This is a genomic window from Arcobacter denitrificans (SeqCode), from assembly GCF_048571185.1.
Taxonomy (GTDB): Bacteria; Campylobacterota; Campylobacteria; order Campylobacterales; family Arcobacteraceae; genus Arcobacter; species Arcobacter denitrificans.
In genome coordinates this window covers 2,331,011-2,350,567 of the sequence record NZ_CP182350.1, presented here as the reverse complement: position 1 = coordinate 2,350,567, position 19,557 = coordinate 2,331,011, and the positions used below count along the sequence as shown (strand labels likewise).

Genomic DNA, 19,557 nt, shown 5'->3' with positions numbered 1-19,557 from the left:
TATGGGATATAGTTCAACACACTTTAAATCAATCAATCCATATACTGAAGAAACAGTATATGAGATTCCTATGAATACACCTGAAGATGTAAGAGAAATGATTGAAAAATCACAAGAGACATATATAAACTCTTGGAGAGATACATCTTTTGAACAAAGAGCAGAGCTTTTAAAAGCTGTTGCAAAAGAGATGAAAGACAACCTTGATGAGTATGCTCTACCTATGACAGAAGAGATGGGTAAACCTATCAATGAAGCTAGAGGTGAAGTAACAAAAGCAGCTTGGGCAGCAGAACACTATGCACAAAATGCACAAGAATACTTAAAAACAGAATTTATTGATTCTGATGCCACAGAAAGCTTTGTTCAATATCTACCTTTAGGGGTAACTTTGGGAGTTTTACCTTGGAATGCACCTTTTTGGTTAGCTTTTAGATATCTTGCACCTGCACTTATGTCAGGGAATACTTGTATTATGAAACATGATTCTCATACTCCTTTGTGTGCAGTAAAGATTGTACAAGCTTTTGAAAAAGCGGGTATGCCTAAAAATCTAGTTCAAAATGTTGTAGTAAATCATACGCAAATAGAAGCAATCATTAGACATCCTTTAGTTACTGGGGTTTCTCTAACAGGTTCATCAAAAGCAGGTGCTTCAATTGGTGGAATTGCTGGAAGTGAAATCAAGCCAGTAGTTCTTGAACTTGGTGGAAGTGATGCTGCTATTGTATTAGCTGATACAAAAGATTTAGAACATGCAGCAGATATCATTGTATTATCAAGATATATCAATGCAGGACAATCTTGTATTGCAGCAAAAAGAATCATTGTAGAAGAAGCTATTTATGATAAGTTTATCTCTTTATTAAAAGAAAGATTTGAAAAGCTAACTTTAGGTGATCCTAAAGATGAATCAACAAAAATTGGTCCAATAGCTAGACGTGAATTAGTTGATGAGATGCATGAGCAAGTTGATAGATCAGTTAGTGCAGGAGCAAGAGTTATTTTAGGTGGAAAAAGACATGAAGGAAAAGGTTTCTTTTTCCCAGTAACACTTTTAGCAGATGTAGAACCGGGGATGGTTGTATCTTGTCAAGAAACATTTGGTCCAATTGCAGCAGTAATTAAAGCAAAAGATGCAAATCACGCCTTAAAAATTGCAAATGACACAGAGTATGGTTTAGGTGGTTCAGTATGGACAGGAGATATTCAAAAAGGTAAAGAAATAGCAAGTAAAATTGTTACAGGACAAGTCTCTATAAATGGAATTGTAAAATCAGATCCAAGACTTCCAAGTGGTGGAGTTAAAAAATCAGGTTTAGGAAGAGAATTAGGGCCTCATGGTATTAAAATGTTTGTGAATACTCAACAAGTTTGGGTAGGTCCTGTTAAATAATCATTTTCAAGGAAATTAAATGAGAGCTAAATTACCATTTACAAAAAAAGAGTATATCCAAAGGGTTAGAAAAGTTAAGTCATTGATGCAACAAAGAAGAATCGATGTATTAATTGCAACAGACCCTGGAAATATGAATTGGCTTACAGGATATGATGGTTGGTCTTTTTATGTTCATCAAGGGGTTATTATCTCCCTTGATGAAGAAGAACCTATCTGGTTTGGAAGACTTATGGATAAAAATGCTGCACTAATCAAATGCTATATGAAAGAAGATAACCTTTATGGTTATCCAGAGAAATATGTACAAAACTTAGATGAACACCCTATGACATGGATTGGTGAAAATATTCTTAATAAAAGAGGTTGGAGTAAAAGTGTTATAGCAACGGAAAGAGATAGTTATTATTATACTGCTGAAGCTCATTTTAGATTAAACGCAACACTTCCAAATGCAAATTTTATTAATGCAAACAACTTAGTAAACTGGGCTAGAGGTGTAAAGTCTGAAAAAGAGATTGAGTTTATGAAAATTGCAGGAAAAATTACTCAAAAAATACACCAAAGAGTTTTAGATGTAGTTAAAGTTGGTATTCCAAAAAGTCATGTGGTTTCACAGATTTATGAAACTGCAATTGCTGGTGTAGATGGTTACGGAGGGGATTATCCTTCAATTGTTCCTCTTCTTCCTTCAGGTGCTGATGCTTCTGCTTCTCATATTACTTGGGATGAGCGTCCTTTTAAGAAAAATGAAGCAACATATTTTGAGATATCAGGTTGTTATAAAAGATATCACTGTCCAATGTCAAGAACTATTTTTATGGGAAAACCCAACCAAAAATTTCTTGATGCTGAAAAAGCTTTAGTAGAAGCTATTGAGGCAGGCTTAGAGCAAGCAAAACCAGGAAATAGAACTTGTGATATTGCAAATGCAGTTGATATGGTAATGAAAAAATATGATATTGATAGAAATGGTACAAGATGTGGGTACCCAGTGGGAGTTAGTTATCCTCCTGATTGGGGGGAAAGAACTTGTAGTTTAAGATCATCAGACCACACTGTATTAGAACCAGGCATGACTTTTCACTTTATGCCAGGTATTTGGCAAGCTGATTGGGGAATGGAGATAACTGAAAGTATCTATATAACAGATACAGGAGTTGAAACTTTTTGTGACTTCCCAAGAGAATTATTTATTAAATAGAGTACAAGGAGGATTAAAATAAAGAATCTTTTTAAAACAGATAAAACAGTGGTGTTTATAACAATAAAAATAAAAACAAAGGAAAATATATGAAATTAATTAACTTAAAAACTCTAGTTTTAGCAGGTATGATAGCTGCAACAAGTCTTAGTGCAGCAACATGGAAGTATGCATTTGGAGAGGGAGCTAGTGACCCTCAAGGTATTTATGCAACAGCATTTAAAAGTTTTATTGAAGATAATTCTAGAAATAAAATAGAGTTATATAAAGTAGGAAGTCTTGGTGAAGAGACTGATTTAATGGAACAAACAAGAGCTGGACTTATCCAATTTTTAGGACAATCAACTGGATATATGGGTGGAACAATTCCAGAAATGGATATCTTTACTTTACCATATGTAATGCCTACTGATACTAAAGAATTAGATTATTTCTTCAAGAATTCAAAAGTTGTAAATGAAATGTTGCCAAAGATTTTTAATAAACATGGTTTAGAGTTATTATCTATTTTCCCAGAAGGTGAAATGGCAATTACAACTTTTGAAGAGTTCCACTCTCCTGCAGACCTGCAAGGTAAAAAGATGAGAGTAATGCCTGGTTCTCCAATCTTAGTAGAAACATATAAAGCATTTGGTGCTTCACCACAGCCAATGTCTTGGGGTGACTTAGTTGGTGCACTTAAAACTGGTATGGTAGATGGACAAGAAAATCCAACTGTTTGGATTGAAGCTTATGGATTAGATGATTTAACAAAAGTTTTAACTTATACTGGACATGGACACTTTAATGCCTCTGTTAGTGCAAATAAAAAATTCTATGATGGTTTATCAAAAAGAGATAAAAAATTAGTTGAAAAAGCAGCAGATTATGCACATAAAACAATTTTAAGTGAAGCTCAAAAACTTGATGCTTATGGATTAGGAAGAATTATTAGAACTAACCCAACATATAAAATTATTACTTTAAATAAAGATGAAAAAAAAGTATTTAAAGCAAAAGCAAAAGCTGTTCAAAAATCTTTTGCATCTAAAAGTACATCAAACAAAAAAATAATGGAACAAATGGAAAAAGATTTAGCTGCAGCAGAAGCTAATGCAAAATAATCTTTTATAAAATTATAGTAATCCACAATTTGTGGATTTACTATAGTAGATTGCAAATTTTGCAATCTACTATGGTAAAAGGAAAAGAATATGAATGATGATGCAAAAAAAAATCCTTTTTTGAAAATCTTGGATACTCTTGACAGTTTTCTAAGTAAATTTGAGGGAGTGATGTTAGCTTTAGGTGTTATTGCTATGGCAATAACTACAATTGCAGCTGTAATATCAAGGTTTATTTTTAATGATGCCTTAACAGTTACTGATGAACTTAATATGATTTTTATTGTAGTAGTAACTTTTGCCGGTTTAAGTTATGCAGCAAGAAACGGACGACATATTAGAATGTCAGCAATATATGATGCCATGCCCACAAAGTCAAGAAAAGTTGCAATGATTTGCATCTCTTTAATCACTTCTATGTTTATGTTTTTACTAGCTAAATACTCTTTTGGATATATAGTAGAAGTTTATCAAAGTGGGAGAATTCTTCCAGCTTTAGGTATTCCCGTTTTTTATGTCTATTTATGGGTTCCTATAGGCTTTACAGTCACAGGTTTACAATATTTCTTTACAGTAATTAAAAATATGATTGAACCTGATGTGTATCTATCTACTAGTACAAAAGATGGATATAGTGATGCTAAAAATGACATTGAAGTGTAAGGGGAGGAAATCATGAAAAATTATTTAAACCAGATTTTTATTTCTCTTTTTTTAATCTTAACTTTTGCTATATCATCTTTTGCTAAAGATAGTGTAACTATCTACTTAGATGAAGTTGTCTTAGACAAAAAAGAACTTGTTGTTTCAATCTATGGCTCAGCCGAATCAGAAGACTTTGATTCTCATAAGTGGCAAGTTATAAATATAGAAGTTACAGATTCAAAGGCAAATACTCTTAACATAGAAACCCAATCCGATAAAAGAGGTCTTTGGGAAGTTGAAGATCTTGATATTTCAAATTTTAGTGATGGAGAAATATCAATTACAGCAACAATGGTAAATGAAGTTGGTCAACAGATAGGAACTTTAAGGGATAATAGTACAATCAAAGATACTAGTTTTAAATTAAGAGAGTATCTAAAAGAGCATCTAGCAATATCTATTTTTGTTTTGATGGTTATTCTTCTTCTTTCAGGTTTTCCTATGATGATACCTTTGATAGCTGGTACGACACTTGGAATATATCTATTGTTTGATGGTGATTTTTCAAAAATGGAATTTTTGATTCAGCAAATGATGGGTGGGATTAGGCCAGCTGCACTTATAGCAGTTCCTATGTTTATACTCTCTGCTGATATTATGACCAGAGGTAAATCAGCTGAAAAGCTTATTGATTTCGTTATGGCTTTTGTTAGACATATAAAAGGTGGACTAGCAGTAAGTACAGCAGGAGCTTGTGCTATGTTTGGTGCAGTTTCAGGCTCAACTCAAGCAACAGTTGTAGCAATAGGTTCTCCACTTAGACCAAGACTTAAAAAAGGTGGATATAAAGACTCATTTATCCTCGCTTTAATTGTAAACTCAAGTGATATTGCCTTTTTAATTCCTCCAAGTATTGGTATATGATTATTTATGGTATTGTTGCAAAAACCTCTATTCCTGAACTTTTTATTGCTGGTATTGGTCCAGGACTTTTGATTCTTTTCTTGTTTTCAATATATAGTATTATATACGCATATAGACACAATATTCCAACAGAGCCAAAAGCCACATGGAAAGAAAGAGCAATAGCACTTTATAAAGCATTATGGCCTTTAGGTTTCCCTTTTATTATTGTCGGTGGTATATTTGGTGGTATATTTAGTCCAACTGAAGCAGCAGCTGTAAGTGTTGCGTATGCCATATTCTTAGAGGGTGTTGTCTTTAAAACAATGAAACTAAAAGATCTTTATGCAACAGCAAAATCAACAGGTCTTGTAACAGGTGTTGTGTTTATATTAGTTGGTGCAGGGGCTGGTTTTGCTTGGGTATTATCATTTGCACAAGTACCACAAGAGATTTTAGATGCTATTGGTATCACTTCTATGAGTTCATATGAAGTTTTATTTGTTATCTCAATAGCTTTCTTTGTAGGTTGTATGTTTGTTGACCCTATTGTTGTAATTTTAGTTTTAGTTCCAATTTTTGCCCCAGTTGTAAATTCTGTGGGCTTAGACCCAGTACTAGTTGGTACACTAATTACTTTACAAGTTGCAATTGGTTCTGCAACTCCACCTTTTGGATGTGATATTTTTACAGCTATTGCAGTATTTAAAAGACCATATATAGAAGTGATAAAAGGTACACCGCCATTTATTATTATATTATTGAGTGTTTCAGTTGCACTTATTTTTGTTCCAGAGATTGCATTGTTTTTAAGAGATCTTGCCTTTAGAGATGTAACTGCACTTGAACTTATTCAAAATATGTTTGGTCTAGCACCAGAAGTAAGTAAATAAGGAGAGAAGATGTTTAAAAAAATTTTAGTACCTACAGATGGTTCAGAACAGGCAAATAAGGCATTGAAAGTAGCTTGTGAAATGGCAATAGCTATTGATGGGCAAATAAATATCTTATCTGTATTTAGACACCATAGCTTTATAGAAGGCTCTTTATCTATGCTACCAAGACAAATAGATGATAAGGCTCATAATCTTGAAGATGCCTTAGGGGAATACTCAAAAGAGCTAGTAGGAGAAGCAAAAGAACTAGCAATTAGTTTTGGAGTAAAAAAAGAAAATGTAAAAGGATTTGTACGTATAGGGCCAATTACAAAAGAGATATTAGAGTTTGTTAAAGATAAAGATATTGAAATAGTTATTATTGGGAAACAAGGTAAAGGTGACTTAAGTGGATATCTATTAGGAGGCGTTTCTCATAAAGTTGCAGGTCTTGCAGATATACCAGTTTTAGTTGTATAATGAAAAAAATAGTTAAATTAAAAAAAATCTTGAGCATATATGAATTTATTCGTATTTATTCAAAAGTTACTTATTTACCCAGTTAAATAAGGGGTAGTTCTATATGTCTTACTCCTGTAAAAAGAATACTTTTTACAAAATAATTAACATAAATAAATTTTACTGGACTAATTATGAAAAAGAATACAATGAAAGCCATGGTTCTTACAGGTCATGGAAAAATAGATAAGTTAGTATATAAAGATGTTGAAATTCCTACACTTAAAAAAGGTGAGGTACTTATAAAAGTAACAGCAACAGCTAAAAACAATACAGATAGAAAAGCTAGAGAGGGTTTATACCCAATTAATGATGACAATAAAGAAGAAGTGACTTCTTTTAATATGAATGGTGATAACACCTTTTCTTTTCCAAGAATCCAAGGGGCTGATATTGTTGGAGTTGTTGAAAAAGTTGCAGATGATGTGGATAAAAATTTAATAGCTCAAAGAGGACTTGTTGATTTTAATATCTATTTATCTCAAAATCCCAATTTAAATTTAACTCCCGATTATTATGGACATGGAGCAGATGGTGGTTACGCTGAATATGTAGCAATTCCTAGTGAAAACTTTTATGCTATGCCAAATAAAAATATTGATGATGCCCAACTAGCTTCTCTTGGTATGTGTTCATATCAAACTGGCTTTAAAATGCTAAATGCCTCAAGGGTAAAAGCTGGAGATAAAGTACTAATTAGTGGAGCAAGTGGAGGAGTTGGAACTGCTTTAATTCAAATGTGCAAAGTCTTAGGTGCAATTCCTTATGCCCTTAGTTCAAAGGATAAAAAAGAAGAACTTTTAGCTCTAGGGGCAGAAAAAGTAATCGATAGAGGAGAATTTTCAACTTTAAAACAAAGAATTTTAAAAGCAACAAATGGCGAAAATATTGATGCTGTTATGGATTTAGTTGGTGGAGAATATACAAATATTTTTATTGATACAATGATTGTAGATATGAAAAAAAGAGATGACTATCCAAGACTAAGTATTGCAGGGGCTAGTTCTTATAATATCACTGAAGTATTATGGTCTAAAATTTATCTTTATCAAGTGGAGATTCATGGGGTATCACATGGTACAAAAAATGAAGCAAAACAATTAATGCAATGGATAAAAGAGGAAAAATTAAAACCCGTCTTACATGCAACTTTTAAACTTTCAAACTTACATGAAGCAGAAAAATATTTTGTAGCAAGAGGGAAAGGCTATCTAGGGAAAATAGTAATAGTACCTGATTCCGAATGGAAAGAACACGGTGTAAAATACTCTTTAGAGGTGGAAAATGAATAAGCCACATACAATAGGATTAATTGACACTCATGCAGGTGGTGATGTAAGTAGAATAGTATTTACAGGAGTTAAAGAGTTAGAGGGTAATAGCGTAAGAGAACAAATGCTTTACTTACAATCAAATGCTGATTACTTAAGAAAAACACTCCTTTATGAGCCTTATGGAATACCAGAGATGTCCATAGATTTGGTAGTTCCATCAAAAAATAAAGAAGCAGTTGCTGGATATATTATCATGGAAGTTATGGGTTATCCTATATATTCTGGTTCAAATACTATGTGTACAGCAACTGCCATTATTGAAAATGGGCTAGTTGAAAAAAAAGATGGTATCTTAAACTTTAAACTTGAAGCTCCAGCTGGACTTGTAGATATTGAAGCTAAAGTAGAAAATGGTGTGGTTGAATATATAACTTGTGAAGGACTTCCAAGTTATATTTATCAATATAAAGAAAAAATTATAATTCAAGAGTTAGGTGAAATCACCTACTCTGTAGCTTATAGTGGTGGTTTTTATATTCTAGTTGATGCTAGTGAGCTAGGATTTAATCTTACTATTGATGAAGAAAAAAGATTAAGTGATACAGCTTATTTAATAGTTGAAGCAGTTCGAAAAAAAGAGTCTTTAAGACATTATTTACTAGGTGATGTTGGACCAGTTCCATTTTTACATTTTATGGGGAAAGTTGAAAAGAAAGAAGAAGGTTTTTATACCTCACGCTCAACTACTTATGTTCACCCAGAGGTTATTTGTAGAAGTACAACAGGAACAGGTACTTCTGCTAGATTAGCATACTTACAACATGAAAACAAAATTAAACCAGGTGAAAGATTAGAAACTGTAAGTTTAAGGGGTACGAAATTTATTGGTACTTTTGATGGAATTGAAAATGTCGATGGACAAAATGTCATAAGAAATAGAACAACAGGCAAAAGTTATATAATAGCAAAATCAGAGATTTTAGTTAATTGTGATGATTGTTTAACAAAATACAATGAATTAGCAAAAGTAATTCAGTGTTTATAATAAAAAGGAGTCAGTATGTACAAAAATTTTGATGAAGTAGTAGAATTTGCTACAAATTTTAGACATAATTTACATAAAAACCCTGAATTAACTTGGGAAGAAACAAATACCGCAAAAGCTATAAGAGAGATATTAGATAAACATAATATAGAGTATAAAATCTATGCAGGTACAGGAACAGTTGCTTTGCTTGCACAAGATAAAGAAGGTCCTCATATTGCCCTAAGAGGAGATATAGATGCACTTCCACTAGAAGAGAAAACTGATGTCTCTTACAAGTCAGTCAAACATCAGTGTATGCACGCTTGTGGACATGATGGACACACTGCAACCCTAATGGCAGCTGCAATATGGCTAAAACAAAATGAAGATAAATTAACAAATCCAATATCCCTTGTATTCCAACCTGCTGAAGAGGGAGGTCATGGTGCTAAGAAGATGATGGAAGAGGGATGTTTAGATGGGGTAGATATGATTTTTGGTTGGCATAATTGGCCTGCAATTAAGTTTGGTCAAGCTGTTTGCCCAGAAGGTACAGTTATGGCTGGAAATGGAACTTTTCATATAACACTTAAAGGTTTAGGTGGTCACTCTTCTCAACCTGAAATTTGTAAAGACCCTGTTCTTGCAGCTTCTGCTTTAACCATGGCACTACAACAAATAGTAAGCAGACAAGTTGCACCTCAAGATGCTGTTGTAGTTTCAGTTACATCAATAGATGCTATAAGTGGGGTAACTGTTATACCAGATAGTGCAAAGGTTGAAGGAAGTATTAGAGTTCCTACAAATGAACTTAAAACAAAAGTATTTCAACAAATAGAAAGTATTACAAAAGGCATTGCAAGTGCTTATAATGTAGAAGTAGATATTGACTTAAGAGATAGATACCAACCAACTATTAATCATAAAGATGCAGCTTTTAAGGTAAGAGAAGTATTGAAAGATACTTTAGGTGAAAACTGGCAAAGTAATATTGCAACTCCAATTATGGCAAGTGAAGACTTTAGTTATTATCTAAGTAAAATCCCGGGAGCCTTTGCTCTAATAGGTAGTGATGATGGCGTAGAAAAACATCAAAAAGCTTGTCACAATGTACACTATGATTTCAATGATAAACTAATAAAACCAGTTAGTATATCTCTTATGAAATTAGCCAACTTTAACTTTTAAAGAAAACTAAGTGTTTTCTTTTTTTGTGCCTTTGCTAGGTGTACTAGCAATAATCTTAAATGCCATAGGTATGGCAATAAAAGATGTAATAAAAACTAAAGTTTTATTAGGTACTTCAGTTGCTTTTATAATCCCTGACTTATATTTAAGTAATGGTATTCATGGCGTTTACCAATCAATAATTGTAGCTATTATGTATTATATTGGAGCCTTAGAGTATAAAAGAGTTGAAAAAGTAATACTCTACTCTATTCCATTTTTCTCTATATTTTTACTGCTAGGACTTAAAGAGTATGAAGGACTATTTTTAGTATTAGCCTCTATTACAACACCCTTAGCTACCATATCAAAAGATTCATTTAAAATGAAACTTTTACTTTTGATTTCTACTTTTTCTTGGGGTACTTATGCTTTTTTAATGGAAGCTTGGTTCGCTTTTGCTTTTGATTTATTAGGAGCATTTGCCTTGATATACTTTTTTGGTCAATATAGAAGAGAAAAGAAAGCAAGGGAACTACTTGATAAAGCGTATGATGAGTTTGAGAAAGTAAAAGAAGAGATATTACCTTAAAATAAAATGATTTTATTTTAAGATATGCTCTTCCACTACCCAGTTTGCAAAAGGAATAGATGAAGTAAAAGCTGGACTTACTGCATTTAGCACATGAACAGAATTTTTGTCAGATTCTACAACAAAATCTTGTACTAACTCTAAGGTATGTTTGTTTAAAAGTTGTGCTCTTATACCTGGTGTACTCCATGAGTCATAGCCTTCATGATTCATGTTTTTTGTTAGTTTCATAGCTAGGTTTTTAAAGTAGTTTAGATTATATTTTTTTATCTCACTAAAGGCTAACTTTCTAAATGAAAAGGCATTTGTGATAAATAGTTTTGCCTCATAAAAAAGTATCTCAGCAAATTCACCAATAGAAAAGTTATCAAGTCCTTTATAGTTTTCTCTCCAAAAAGCAGGAATAGCTGTTGGTCCTATTTTACTTTCATTATCTACTGTTAAAGTATAATGAACTCCAAGAAATGGATTTTTTAAGTCAGGTACAGGATAAACATTTGTACTAAGATTTGAGATATTGTTTTTATCTTTTAGATAAATTCCCTTAAAAGGTATGATTACAAAATCCTTTGAGAAACCAAAATCTTGTGCGATTTTATCGGCATATAATCCAGCACAATTTATCACTTTTTTTGCTTCAAAATCACCTTGTGATGTTTTTATTATATTTTTATGTGAACCTAAATATTTGCAATCAAGTATTAACTCAACTCCAAGTTCACTTATAACTTTTGCGAACTCTTGTGTTACAGCTTTGGGATTTACAGTTGCTGTACTTGGACAAAGAAGTGCTTTTTTGTGGGTTTTGATATTGGGATAAAGTTTTTCTAACTCTTTTTCGTCAAGCCAAATAAGCTCAACACCATTTATATCACCTCTTCTTTTTAACTCTTTTAAACCTTTTAGTTCCTCTTCATCAACTGCCACAACTACTTTTTGGCACTCATTTATTTTTAGATTTCTTTTTTTACAAAAGTTTTTAAGGGCAAGATTACCCTCTTTTGTAAACTTTGCTTTAAGTGAATTTGCCGTGTAATAAAACCCAGCATGTAAAACACCTGAATTTCTTCCACTACTATGTAAGGCTACTTCAGCCTCTTTTTCAATAACTAAAATCTCACTTTGGGGAAATCTTTCTTTTAAATTTTTAGCAATATTAAGCCCAATAATCCCTGCACCAATTACCAAATAATCATACATATTAGTATCCTAACTCTTCATTTATTAGAATTATAGTGATTCTATCTTTATCATCTGCTTTTACCCATGTGAATTTATTGGCGATATTATCAAGGTTGTGTCTTGGTTCTTTTCCCATCTCTTTTGCTTTGTTATTCATTCTATCTATGTTTTTAACAGCTGCAACTTCCATAACTCTTTTAAAACCATCTTCAAGATTTTCAACTATTTTATTTACTCCAACAATTGCCAAGATTTTTTTAGGTCCATAACAAAAAGCAGCTACTCTATTTCCACTACCATCAGCATTTACTATTTTTCCATCTTTTGTTAGGGCATTTATTCCTGTAACAAAAATATCAGAAACTAAACCTTGTCTTCTTCGCTCTTTATTTTCATCCATTGTAATACCAGCTTCATATTGGTTGTGAACTGTTATATCTTTTTTATTTGTAATATATTCAAGTAGACCAATCTCTCCTACTGTAACAGAACCACCAAGACCTACACTCATACCCTCTTTTATAAAAGTTTTAGATAACTCAAATGCTTCTTCTTTTGTCTGTACAAAATGGGCATCATAGCCACAAGACTTAAGAGTTTCAAGTAACTTCTGCATATTTTCTTCCTTCTTTAAACATCATTTTATGTAGTAGCATTGAAGCTGCAAATATTGCAAATCCTACTAGATGTGTATTTTGAACTATACCAAAATATGTCTCAAAGTTGTATGCTTCATCTTCAGTTAATAAAAGTATTCCTGCTACTGCAAACATGACTCTTTCTAATATCATCATCTTTTTATCCCAAAAACCTTCCATAACTATAGAAAAACACATTATTCCAAATAGTGCAAAGGTAAATACCTCAAATCTTTCAAACCAAGAACCAGTGATAAGAGGAGTAAATGCAAATAATAGGGGAATGATATACATCCCTTTTCCTATTTTCCAAGATACTAGTCCTGTCTTCATAGGAGGTGTTTTTGCTATTGCTGCTGCTGCAAAAGCTGCTAGACAAACTGGAGGTGTAAGATTTGAATCTTGCGATAACCAAAATATAATCAAGTGGGCTGATAAGAGATACATAGCTACTTCGGGAAGTTCAATACCTGCATTTACAAGTGCTGCCATCTCTGGGCTTAACATTAGTCCCACAAGTGCAGGAGCAGATAAAACTGATAATACAACATATGAAGCAGTTACAGGTAAACCCATACCCAAAATAAGTGAAGCAATAGCTATCAAAGCAATAGCAATAAGTAAAGAGTTTCCTGACCACTCCATAATAAGTTGAGAAAAAGTAATCCCTACCCCTGAGATATTTATAACTCCTACGATAATACCAACAGCAATCAGTAAAACACCAGTTACAACCATGTTTTGGCTACCAAGGGCTAAGGCTTCTAAAATCTCTTTTATTCCCATTCTTTTGTTTTTTGTTAAATATGAAGCTAAAACAATAGTAACTATAGCAATTGAAGCTGAGTATGTAGGAGAAAATCCATAAATCAAAAGTCCAACTAAAGTTGTCAAGGGAATAATAAAATGAAAACCTTCCCTCAATATTGGAAGAATCTTTATGTCATTTTCTTCACCTTTTATATTGTTCTCTTTTGCATGGATATTTATATAAAAGGCAATAGATGCAAAATATAAAATCGCAGGTAAGATAGAAACTGTTATAATTGTCACAAAAGGTATATGGGTAATTTGAGCCATAATAAAAGCCCCTGCTCCCATAATAGGAGGCATAATCTGTCCACCTGTACTTGCCGCTGCTTCTACTGCTGCTGCAAAGGTTCCTTTAAACCCTGCTTTTTTCATCATGGGTATTGTAATAGATCCTGTTGATACCGTATTTGCAACAGCACTTCCTGAAATAGTTCCCATCAAAGCTGATGAAAAAACTGCCACATGACCAGTTCCTCCTGTATATTTTCCTGCAACTGCATTTGAGACATCTACTATAAAATCCCCTGCTCCTGATTTTAATAAAAAAGCAGCAAAAAGTATAAACATAAACACATAAGTAGAAGAGATAGTGGCTATTGGCCCAAAAAGTCCCTCACTTGTATAATACATTCTATACAAGAATCTTTCGTAGTGCATCCCGCCAAAGGCAAAAATACCTTCAAAATATTGTCCTAAAAATAGTATATAAGAGATACATAAAAGAATAAGTGCAGGAATAATATATCCTGTTGTTCTTCTTACCATCTCTATTGCAAGAGCAATTGTAAGACACACAACAATCACATCACTTGTTCTCATCTGTCCATTTCCAACAGCATATAAGCTTTCTTCAAATAAAACCATATATACAAAAGTACTTATTGCAAGAAGAGCAAAGATGATATTAAAAACGCTTATTTTATTTTCACCCTTTGAAGACTCATAGGTCAAAAATCCAAGTGAAGCTAACAGAGCAAAGTGTGCGGAGTTAAACCATAAATCACTAATTCCTCCCCAAATATTTACATAAAAGTGAAAAAGTGAAATCAGTATTGCATATACAAAGGTTATCTCTTTGAAATATTTTATTTGTATCATAATTATTGTCCTTAGGTTTATAGGATACATAAATGATTTTTAATCACTTATGTAAGATATATATGAGATAAAGAGAGTAAAAACTCTCTTTATTTATTCTACTAGTGAAGCTGGTATTTTAATACCTTGTTCTCTATAATATTTTGCAGCACCTTTGTGTAAAGGCATAGGCAGACCATCAATTGCTTTTTGTAGTGACATAGCAAGTGTTGCTTTATGTACACTATTTAAAAATGGCAGGTTTTCATAAATTGTTTTAGTTAAAAGATAAACTGTCTCTTCTGGTGTATCTTTTGTAACAACAAGTAAGTTTGGCTGTGCGATAGTATTGATATCTTTTTCTTGTCCTGGGTATGTTCCAGCTTTTATAGTAAATGGAGTCCATACAGGATAGTTGTCATTTATCGCTTTTAAATTATCTGTATTGAAATCAAGTACTTTGATATCATCATTTCCAATTGAAGCAAAAGCATTTGTAACAGCTGATGTTGGAGGTCCTGATGGAGTAGTCATACCTTGTACTTTTCCATCTTGAAGTGCAGTAGAACTTGGGCTATAACCTAAGTATTGTAAATCCATTTTATTGAAATCAATTCCAAGTGAACTTAAGATAGTTTCAGATGAAACTCTAGAACCTGAACTTCTTCCACCTATAGAAAATCTTTCCCCATAAAGATTTTTTATATCTTTGATATTTCCAGTTTTTGCATATTTATTTTTTATAGTAAATTGTTCAACATTTTGCCATAGCATAGAGATTGATCTTAGATTTTTCTGAGCATTTCCCTCATATTTATCTTTTCCTTGCCAAGCCATAGAACCAAATAACCCCTGTAAAATTGCAAAGTTAACTTCGCCTTTTGCTAGCATGTCTACATTTTCATTACTTCCTGCACTTGTAATTGCCGAAAATGTTGTTTTATGTTTTTTTGCTAATTTTATAGAAGCAATTGTTGCAATACCAACACCAACTGGATAATAAGTCCCACCTGTACTAGCTGTTGCTATTACATACTTAGTTTCAGATGCAGCATTTGCACCACTTAGCATTGCTGCAGTTATTACTGAAGTTGCTAATAGTTTTTTGAAAATTGAAATATTTAACATGTTATTCTCCTTTGTTTTTGTACAAAGAAAGTATACCATATTTTGAAACAGTATTGTTTCAAAATTGTTTTAAATTTATAAATTTATCCTAAAAACACCACTATACAGGAGTTTATTAAAATGAGAGTAAATAATACTTTGAAACAAATGGAGTAAATGTATCTAAAAACAACTTTTTTGAAATGTGTTTTATTCTGGCTCTCTTGAAGAACAAGTTCTTCGCTTTCTTACTTTTTAGTTGTAAAAAGTAAGACAAAAAGCAACCAGACGAGTTGATGAAGGCAAAGCTCCCCTCCAGTTTTAAAATAAGTTTTCTGCCTTGCGGAACTCGTCGAAAAAGTGCATTTAGCACTTTTCTCTCCTCAAACAGTCCTCAGGCTTTTCCGAAAATTATTTCAAAACTTCCGGCTTCATCAAAGTCTGGGAAGAAAAAAGTTCAAACTATCATTTGTAAATTTACAAAGTAAAAATTATAAGTCTAAACAAATCAAAATGCAAATGTCCTTATCCCACCTTTTATTTCCAACATTTGCAAAAGCCGAACGTTTATTTTTCTCTTTTCTAAACAAGATTGTCAACTGTCTGAGTGTTTAAAAGTTGCTAAATGCAAGTTTTAATAAACGAGTTTTGCCAAGCAGAAAAGATAAAAATAATAAGTGAGGGAACCCAAAGGGCTTTGAAACTCTGTTGGTGGTTTTGCTTACTTTGTCCATACAAAGTAAGAGGAGCGAATACCTTTAGGTGTTCAAGAGAATATAGAATATATATTTTATTAAAAATTAAAATTCAATTTACAAATAATTAGTATCCTGTCCCAAAATTTTCAAAAAACATGTCATTTTGCAACATTTAGCTTTTTATTTGTATATAAAACAACATCTTTGATAACTTGTTTTTGAATAGCTGATATAAGTGTTTCCATAGTTTTATAGTCTGGTTGATTGTTTCTTATTGGAAGTGAAATATCTAATTCATCGGCATCTTTTGGATAGAAATTTCTTCCATAATTAAACTTACCTGTATAAGATGTTTTATGTATTGCACTTGTTATAAAAACTGATGCAAGTTTAGGTAGGTTTTCAGTGTGTACAACTGAAATATGATCATCTCCTCCATATTGATAATTCCTATATTTTGCTGAGCCGAACATATCAATTGTTATAGTATTTTTTGAAAAAATATTTACATTATTTCCAATAAAATCTGAAATCCCTTCATCTAATTCACCAGCTGTTACAAAAGGCAAACTTCCAGAAATTCTATCATCACTTTTTAGTCTTTTTCCACGAGTTGATTTTCCAAAAAGATTTTCAAGATTAAATGCATTCCATTCAATAATTCCACTTTCAAAATCTTCTAAAGTTTGTTGCTCTTCATCTGTTAAACTATAGTCCTTTAATCCACTAGCTAATAAATAAGTTTCTATCTTTGATATTCGCTCTGCTTCAAGTTCTGTTATGAAACTTTTCATAAAATCGAAATCTATTTTTTTGTTTTTGCTTGGGAGTTGAATTTTTGTTTTATTCATTGCATCACGGTTAAATTTATTTCCATAATCAAATTTCTTAGATGTAGAAATTCTACAAGAAGTTATTATAAATTCTGCAATTTCTTTATTAAATGGCTTAAATTTTGGCACCAAATGTTGGATATGAGAATAGCCTATAAAATCATTTTTTTGATAGTACATTGTTTCTGCACCAAGTGTTGTATCAGAACAAGTTAATGTATTTCCTATATTATTTGCTTCAATATTTGAAAATCCCATGACTCCATTATCGGTAGAAGAATTTGAAATTAATGGAACAGTTCCATTCTTTGATATTATTGTATTATTATCTAATTTATAATATTTTGTTGGATTTATTTCAAATAAATCACCTAATTTATATTCTCCCCACTCAACATTCTCTAGTCTCTTGTTAAGTAGGGTATTTACTTTCCCTCAGCACCTTTAGATTTTAATATATTTGAAACTTCCCAAGTTAAGTAATCACTTACAGTTTTTTTAAAATCTTCTAATGTTGGTTTTGTATCTATTGGGGATGACTGGTTCCAGTCTGCTCCATTTGTTGGGTCAATATTTCCTTCATAATACTCTTTATCTGTAAAGATACTCAGTTTACTTTTTCCAAACCGTACTAAGTTTACCAGCTCTTCATATCTCTGTTTTGCACGGTCTGTATCTTTTAGGTTGTTACTAGCTTTTTTACGGTTTGTTCTTGTATAGCCATCGTTTGAAAAGTCTATAAACTTTACCATCTCATCTTTATGATGTTTCTCATTTACTTTAAAAACATATATGTTGGTTTGTACACTTGCTTTTCCTATAAATATATCTACAGGCATTTTTATACTTGCATATAGAGTGTGTTTTTCAAGTATTTTTTTACAGTACTCTTTTGCTTTCCCTGAACCTGCTGAGTTTTGTATAATGATTGCGGCGTATCCTTTGTTCATCATATCCAGAGCTTTTTGTACAAAAACCATCCCATTTCCATCTGCTGAATATGGAGGATTTAACACAAAAGCATCAGCAGGAAATTTACTGTCAGTTTTACCAAATCCATAGTTTCCATCAAAATCTGCTAGTGAATCTTTATTTAAAATGTTTGAGCTTCCATCACCCATAAGAATCATATTTAAGATAGCCAACATATAAACACTTGAAAGTAACTCTAAACCTAGGAGTTGTTCTGCTTTTATTTTTATCTGTTTTTGAGTAAGCTCATCAGGTGAAGGGATACTCTCTTTTGCATCGTTTAACATCTCATTCATAGCTGCAACTAACAGACCAGCTGAACCAGTAGCAAAATCCCATACATAAGAATCTTTATTTACCCTTGCTAACTTTACTAAAAGTGTACCAATATATGAAGGAGTTAGAACTACATCGTTTAGCTTGTCTTGTGAGAAACCAAGCCAACCATACATCTCATTAAAAAGTTTTCCTGTAAAATCTGTCGTTAAACCTATCTTGTAATATATCCCTAAATCATCTACAATTTTAGTAAATACTCTTTTTAGTTGACTCTCACCATTTTGTACTTTGTTGATGTTTTCAGTAAGAAGAGTATTTGATAATGTTCTTATGATTAACTCTTTTTTTTCTTGTGGAATCCCTTTTTCGTTTAAAAAAGCAGTAATTCTACCAATGACAATATCTCCATCTCTCCCACCAACAAATGTCTGTGATTTTAAATCTGTTTTATCTAAAACAGGAACTTTATTTGGTATTCCAATCGTTGCTATAATAGAAGCAGCTACAAGATAAACACGGTCATTTTCCCCTAAGCCTTTTTCATTTTGATAAATGTCGTTGTTAAGTTTTACTAAGCTAGCATCAATCTCTTTTTCTTTTTGTGCTTTTAGAGTGTCTAGTTCTTCTTGTGTAAGATGTAAGTTTTTCACATCTTCAATAAAGCTGTCAAAATTCTTATCTGCTAAAAAAGAAAAATCTGAAAAATCTCCAACTCTTTGTCCCACTCCCAAGTTGTCTTTTGAGACAAAATAGACACCTATTTCATGTTGAATATCTCCCTTAGCATCTTTATAGCCTGTCATACCTATAGCGATAATATCTGTGTAGTTTGTATGGTGCAATAGAGCATTTGCATAATGAACTGCACCATTTACTGCAAAATCTTTTATATTTTTAAAATTTGGTTCATTTTTAGCTGTTTTATTTTCAACTTGTCCGTTAGAGTTAAGCTTTTCTAGTTTTCCTTTAACTCCTTTATATTCAATAAGTACTGGGAAATAGTTTGTATTTTTATCTTTTAGTAATAGTTTAGCATCAGGACGATTTCCACCTTTCCCACCACCTTTAGATTCATACTCTTTAAGAGCCTTATCTATTTGACTATTTAAAGATTCTTGTTCTAGTTTATAATCTAATTTATAAGATTTAAGCCATCCGTTAGCTAAATCTGCAATATTTGGTTCTATTGATTGTGCCATTTATTTTCCCAATGTATTTCTTTTATTATGTCTGTAAAGTTTAGATTTGATATT

The 19,557-nt window shown here is 32.1% G+C and carries 17 protein-coding genes; 11 read left to right on the top strand and 6 right to left on the bottom strand.

The genetic code is table 11. The features are described 5' to 3' along the window. Position 1 precedes the first annotated feature (1 nt). From ACNI28_RS11815 to ACNI28_RS11765, 11 genes are all read left to right on the top strand, one after another. Positions 2-1,396: an NAD-dependent succinate-semialdehyde dehydrogenase gene (locus ACNI28_RS11815; protein ID WP_419764445.1), complete on the top strand. Its 1,395-nt coding sequence runs from the start codon at positions 2-4 to the stop codon at positions 1,394-1,396. A gap of 19 nt (positions 1,397-1,415) precedes the next feature. Further along, a complete protein-coding gene (locus ACNI28_RS11810; protein WP_419764444.1) occupies positions 1,416-2,600 on the top strand; it encodes a M24 family metallopeptidase in 1,185 nt (394 codons plus the stop codon). Between the two features lie 89 nt (positions 2,601-2,689). Further along, entirely contained in the window at positions 2,690-3,703 is a 1,014-nt protein-coding gene (dctP, locus tag ACNI28_RS11805) for a TRAP transporter substrate-binding protein DctP (RefSeq protein ID WP_419764443.1), read from the top strand. A gap of 90 nt (positions 3,704-3,793) precedes the next feature. Next, positions 3,794-4,366: a TRAP transporter small permease gene (locus ACNI28_RS11800; RefSeq protein WP_419764442.1), complete on the top strand. Its 573-nt coding sequence runs from the start codon at positions 3,794-3,796 to the stop codon at positions 4,364-4,366. Between the two features lie 12 nt (positions 4,367-4,378). Then, the gene (locus ACNI28_RS11795) at positions 4,379-5,272 is read left to right on the top strand and encodes a TRAP transporter large permease subunit (RefSeq protein ID WP_419764441.1); all 894 of its coding nucleotides are present in this window, start codon (positions 4,379-4,381) and stop codon (positions 5,270-5,272) included. After that, entirely contained in the window at positions 5,269-6,144 is an 876-nt protein-coding gene (locus ACNI28_RS11790) for a TRAP transporter large permease (RefSeq protein ID WP_419764440.1), read from the top strand. The genes ACNI28_RS11795 and ACNI28_RS11790 overlap by 4 nt, the downstream gene beginning before the upstream one ends. Positions 6,145-6,153: 9 nt before the next feature. Continuing rightward, positions 6,154-6,606 carry a universal stress protein gene (locus ACNI28_RS11785; RefSeq protein ID WP_419764439.1) on the top strand — a complete coding sequence of 151 codons (453 nt, stop codon included), beginning with the start codon at positions 6,154-6,156 and terminating at the stop codon, positions 6,604-6,606. 173 nt (positions 6,607-6,779) lie between these two features. Beyond that, positions 6,780-7,937 carry a zinc-binding dehydrogenase gene (locus tag ACNI28_RS11780; protein WP_419764438.1) on the top strand — a complete coding sequence of 386 codons (1,158 nt, stop codon included), beginning with the start codon at positions 6,780-6,782 and terminating at the stop codon, positions 7,935-7,937. Further along, a complete protein-coding gene (locus tag ACNI28_RS11775; protein ID WP_419764437.1) occupies positions 7,930-8,964 on the top strand; it encodes a proline racemase family protein in 1,035 nt (344 codons plus the stop codon). Before ACNI28_RS11780 ends, ACNI28_RS11775 begins: the two co-directional genes overlap by 8 nt. 15 nt (positions 8,965-8,979) lie before the next feature. Next, positions 8,980-10,134, top strand: a complete 1,155-nt coding sequence (gene doeB2 / locus ACNI28_RS11770) for a N(2)-acetyl-L-2,4-diaminobutanoate deacetylase DoeB2 (protein WP_419764436.1) — start codon at positions 8,980-8,982, stop codon at positions 10,132-10,134. Positions 10,135-10,144: 10 nt separating this feature from the next. Then, entirely contained in the window at positions 10,145-10,705 is a 561-nt protein-coding gene (locus tag ACNI28_RS11765) for a YgjV family protein (RefSeq protein ID WP_419764435.1), read from the top strand. Positions 10,706-10,717: 12 nt separating this feature from the next. On the opposite strand, the gene lhgO is transcribed toward ACNI28_RS11765, so the two are convergent. The 6 genes from lhgO to ACNI28_RS11735 all read right to left on the bottom strand — a co-directional run bounded on the left by lhgO (position 10,718) and on the right by ACNI28_RS11735 (position 19,503). Next, positions 10,718-11,905 carry an L-2-hydroxyglutarate oxidase gene (gene lhgO / locus ACNI28_RS11760; protein WP_419764433.1) on the bottom strand — a complete coding sequence of 396 codons (1,188 nt, stop codon included), beginning with the start codon at positions 11,903-11,905 and terminating at the stop codon, positions 10,718-10,720. A gap of 1 nt (position 11,906) precedes the next feature. Beyond that, a complete protein-coding gene (locus tag ACNI28_RS11755; protein ID WP_419764432.1) occupies positions 11,907-12,503 on the bottom strand; it encodes a lactate utilization protein in 597 nt (198 codons plus the stop codon). Beyond that, a complete protein-coding gene (locus ACNI28_RS11750) occupies positions 12,487-14,436 on the bottom strand; it encodes a TRAP transporter permease (protein ID WP_419764431.1) in 1,950 nt (649 codons plus the stop codon). The genes ACNI28_RS11755 and ACNI28_RS11750 overlap by 17 nt, the downstream gene beginning before the upstream one ends. Before the next feature lie 93 nt (positions 14,437-14,529). Beyond that, positions 14,530-15,543 (bottom strand): TAXI family TRAP transporter solute-binding subunit, encoded by a 1,014-nt coding sequence (locus ACNI28_RS11745; protein WP_419764430.1) that lies wholly within the window; start codon positions 15,541-15,543, stop codon positions 14,530-14,532. Positions 15,544-16,378: 835 nt separating this feature from the next. Then, complete coding sequence (locus ACNI28_RS11740) at positions 16,379-17,410, bottom strand: restriction endonuclease subunit S (RefSeq protein ID WP_419766476.1); 1,032 nt, start codon at positions 17,408-17,410, stop codon at positions 16,379-16,381. Positions 17,411-17,478: 68 nt separating this feature from the next. Then, the gene (locus tag ACNI28_RS11735) at positions 17,479-19,503 is read right to left on the bottom strand and encodes an HsdM family class I SAM-dependent methyltransferase (RefSeq protein WP_419764428.1); all 2,025 of its coding nucleotides are present in this window, start codon (positions 19,501-19,503) and stop codon (positions 17,479-17,481) included. Positions 19,504-19,557: the final 54 nt, after the last annotated feature.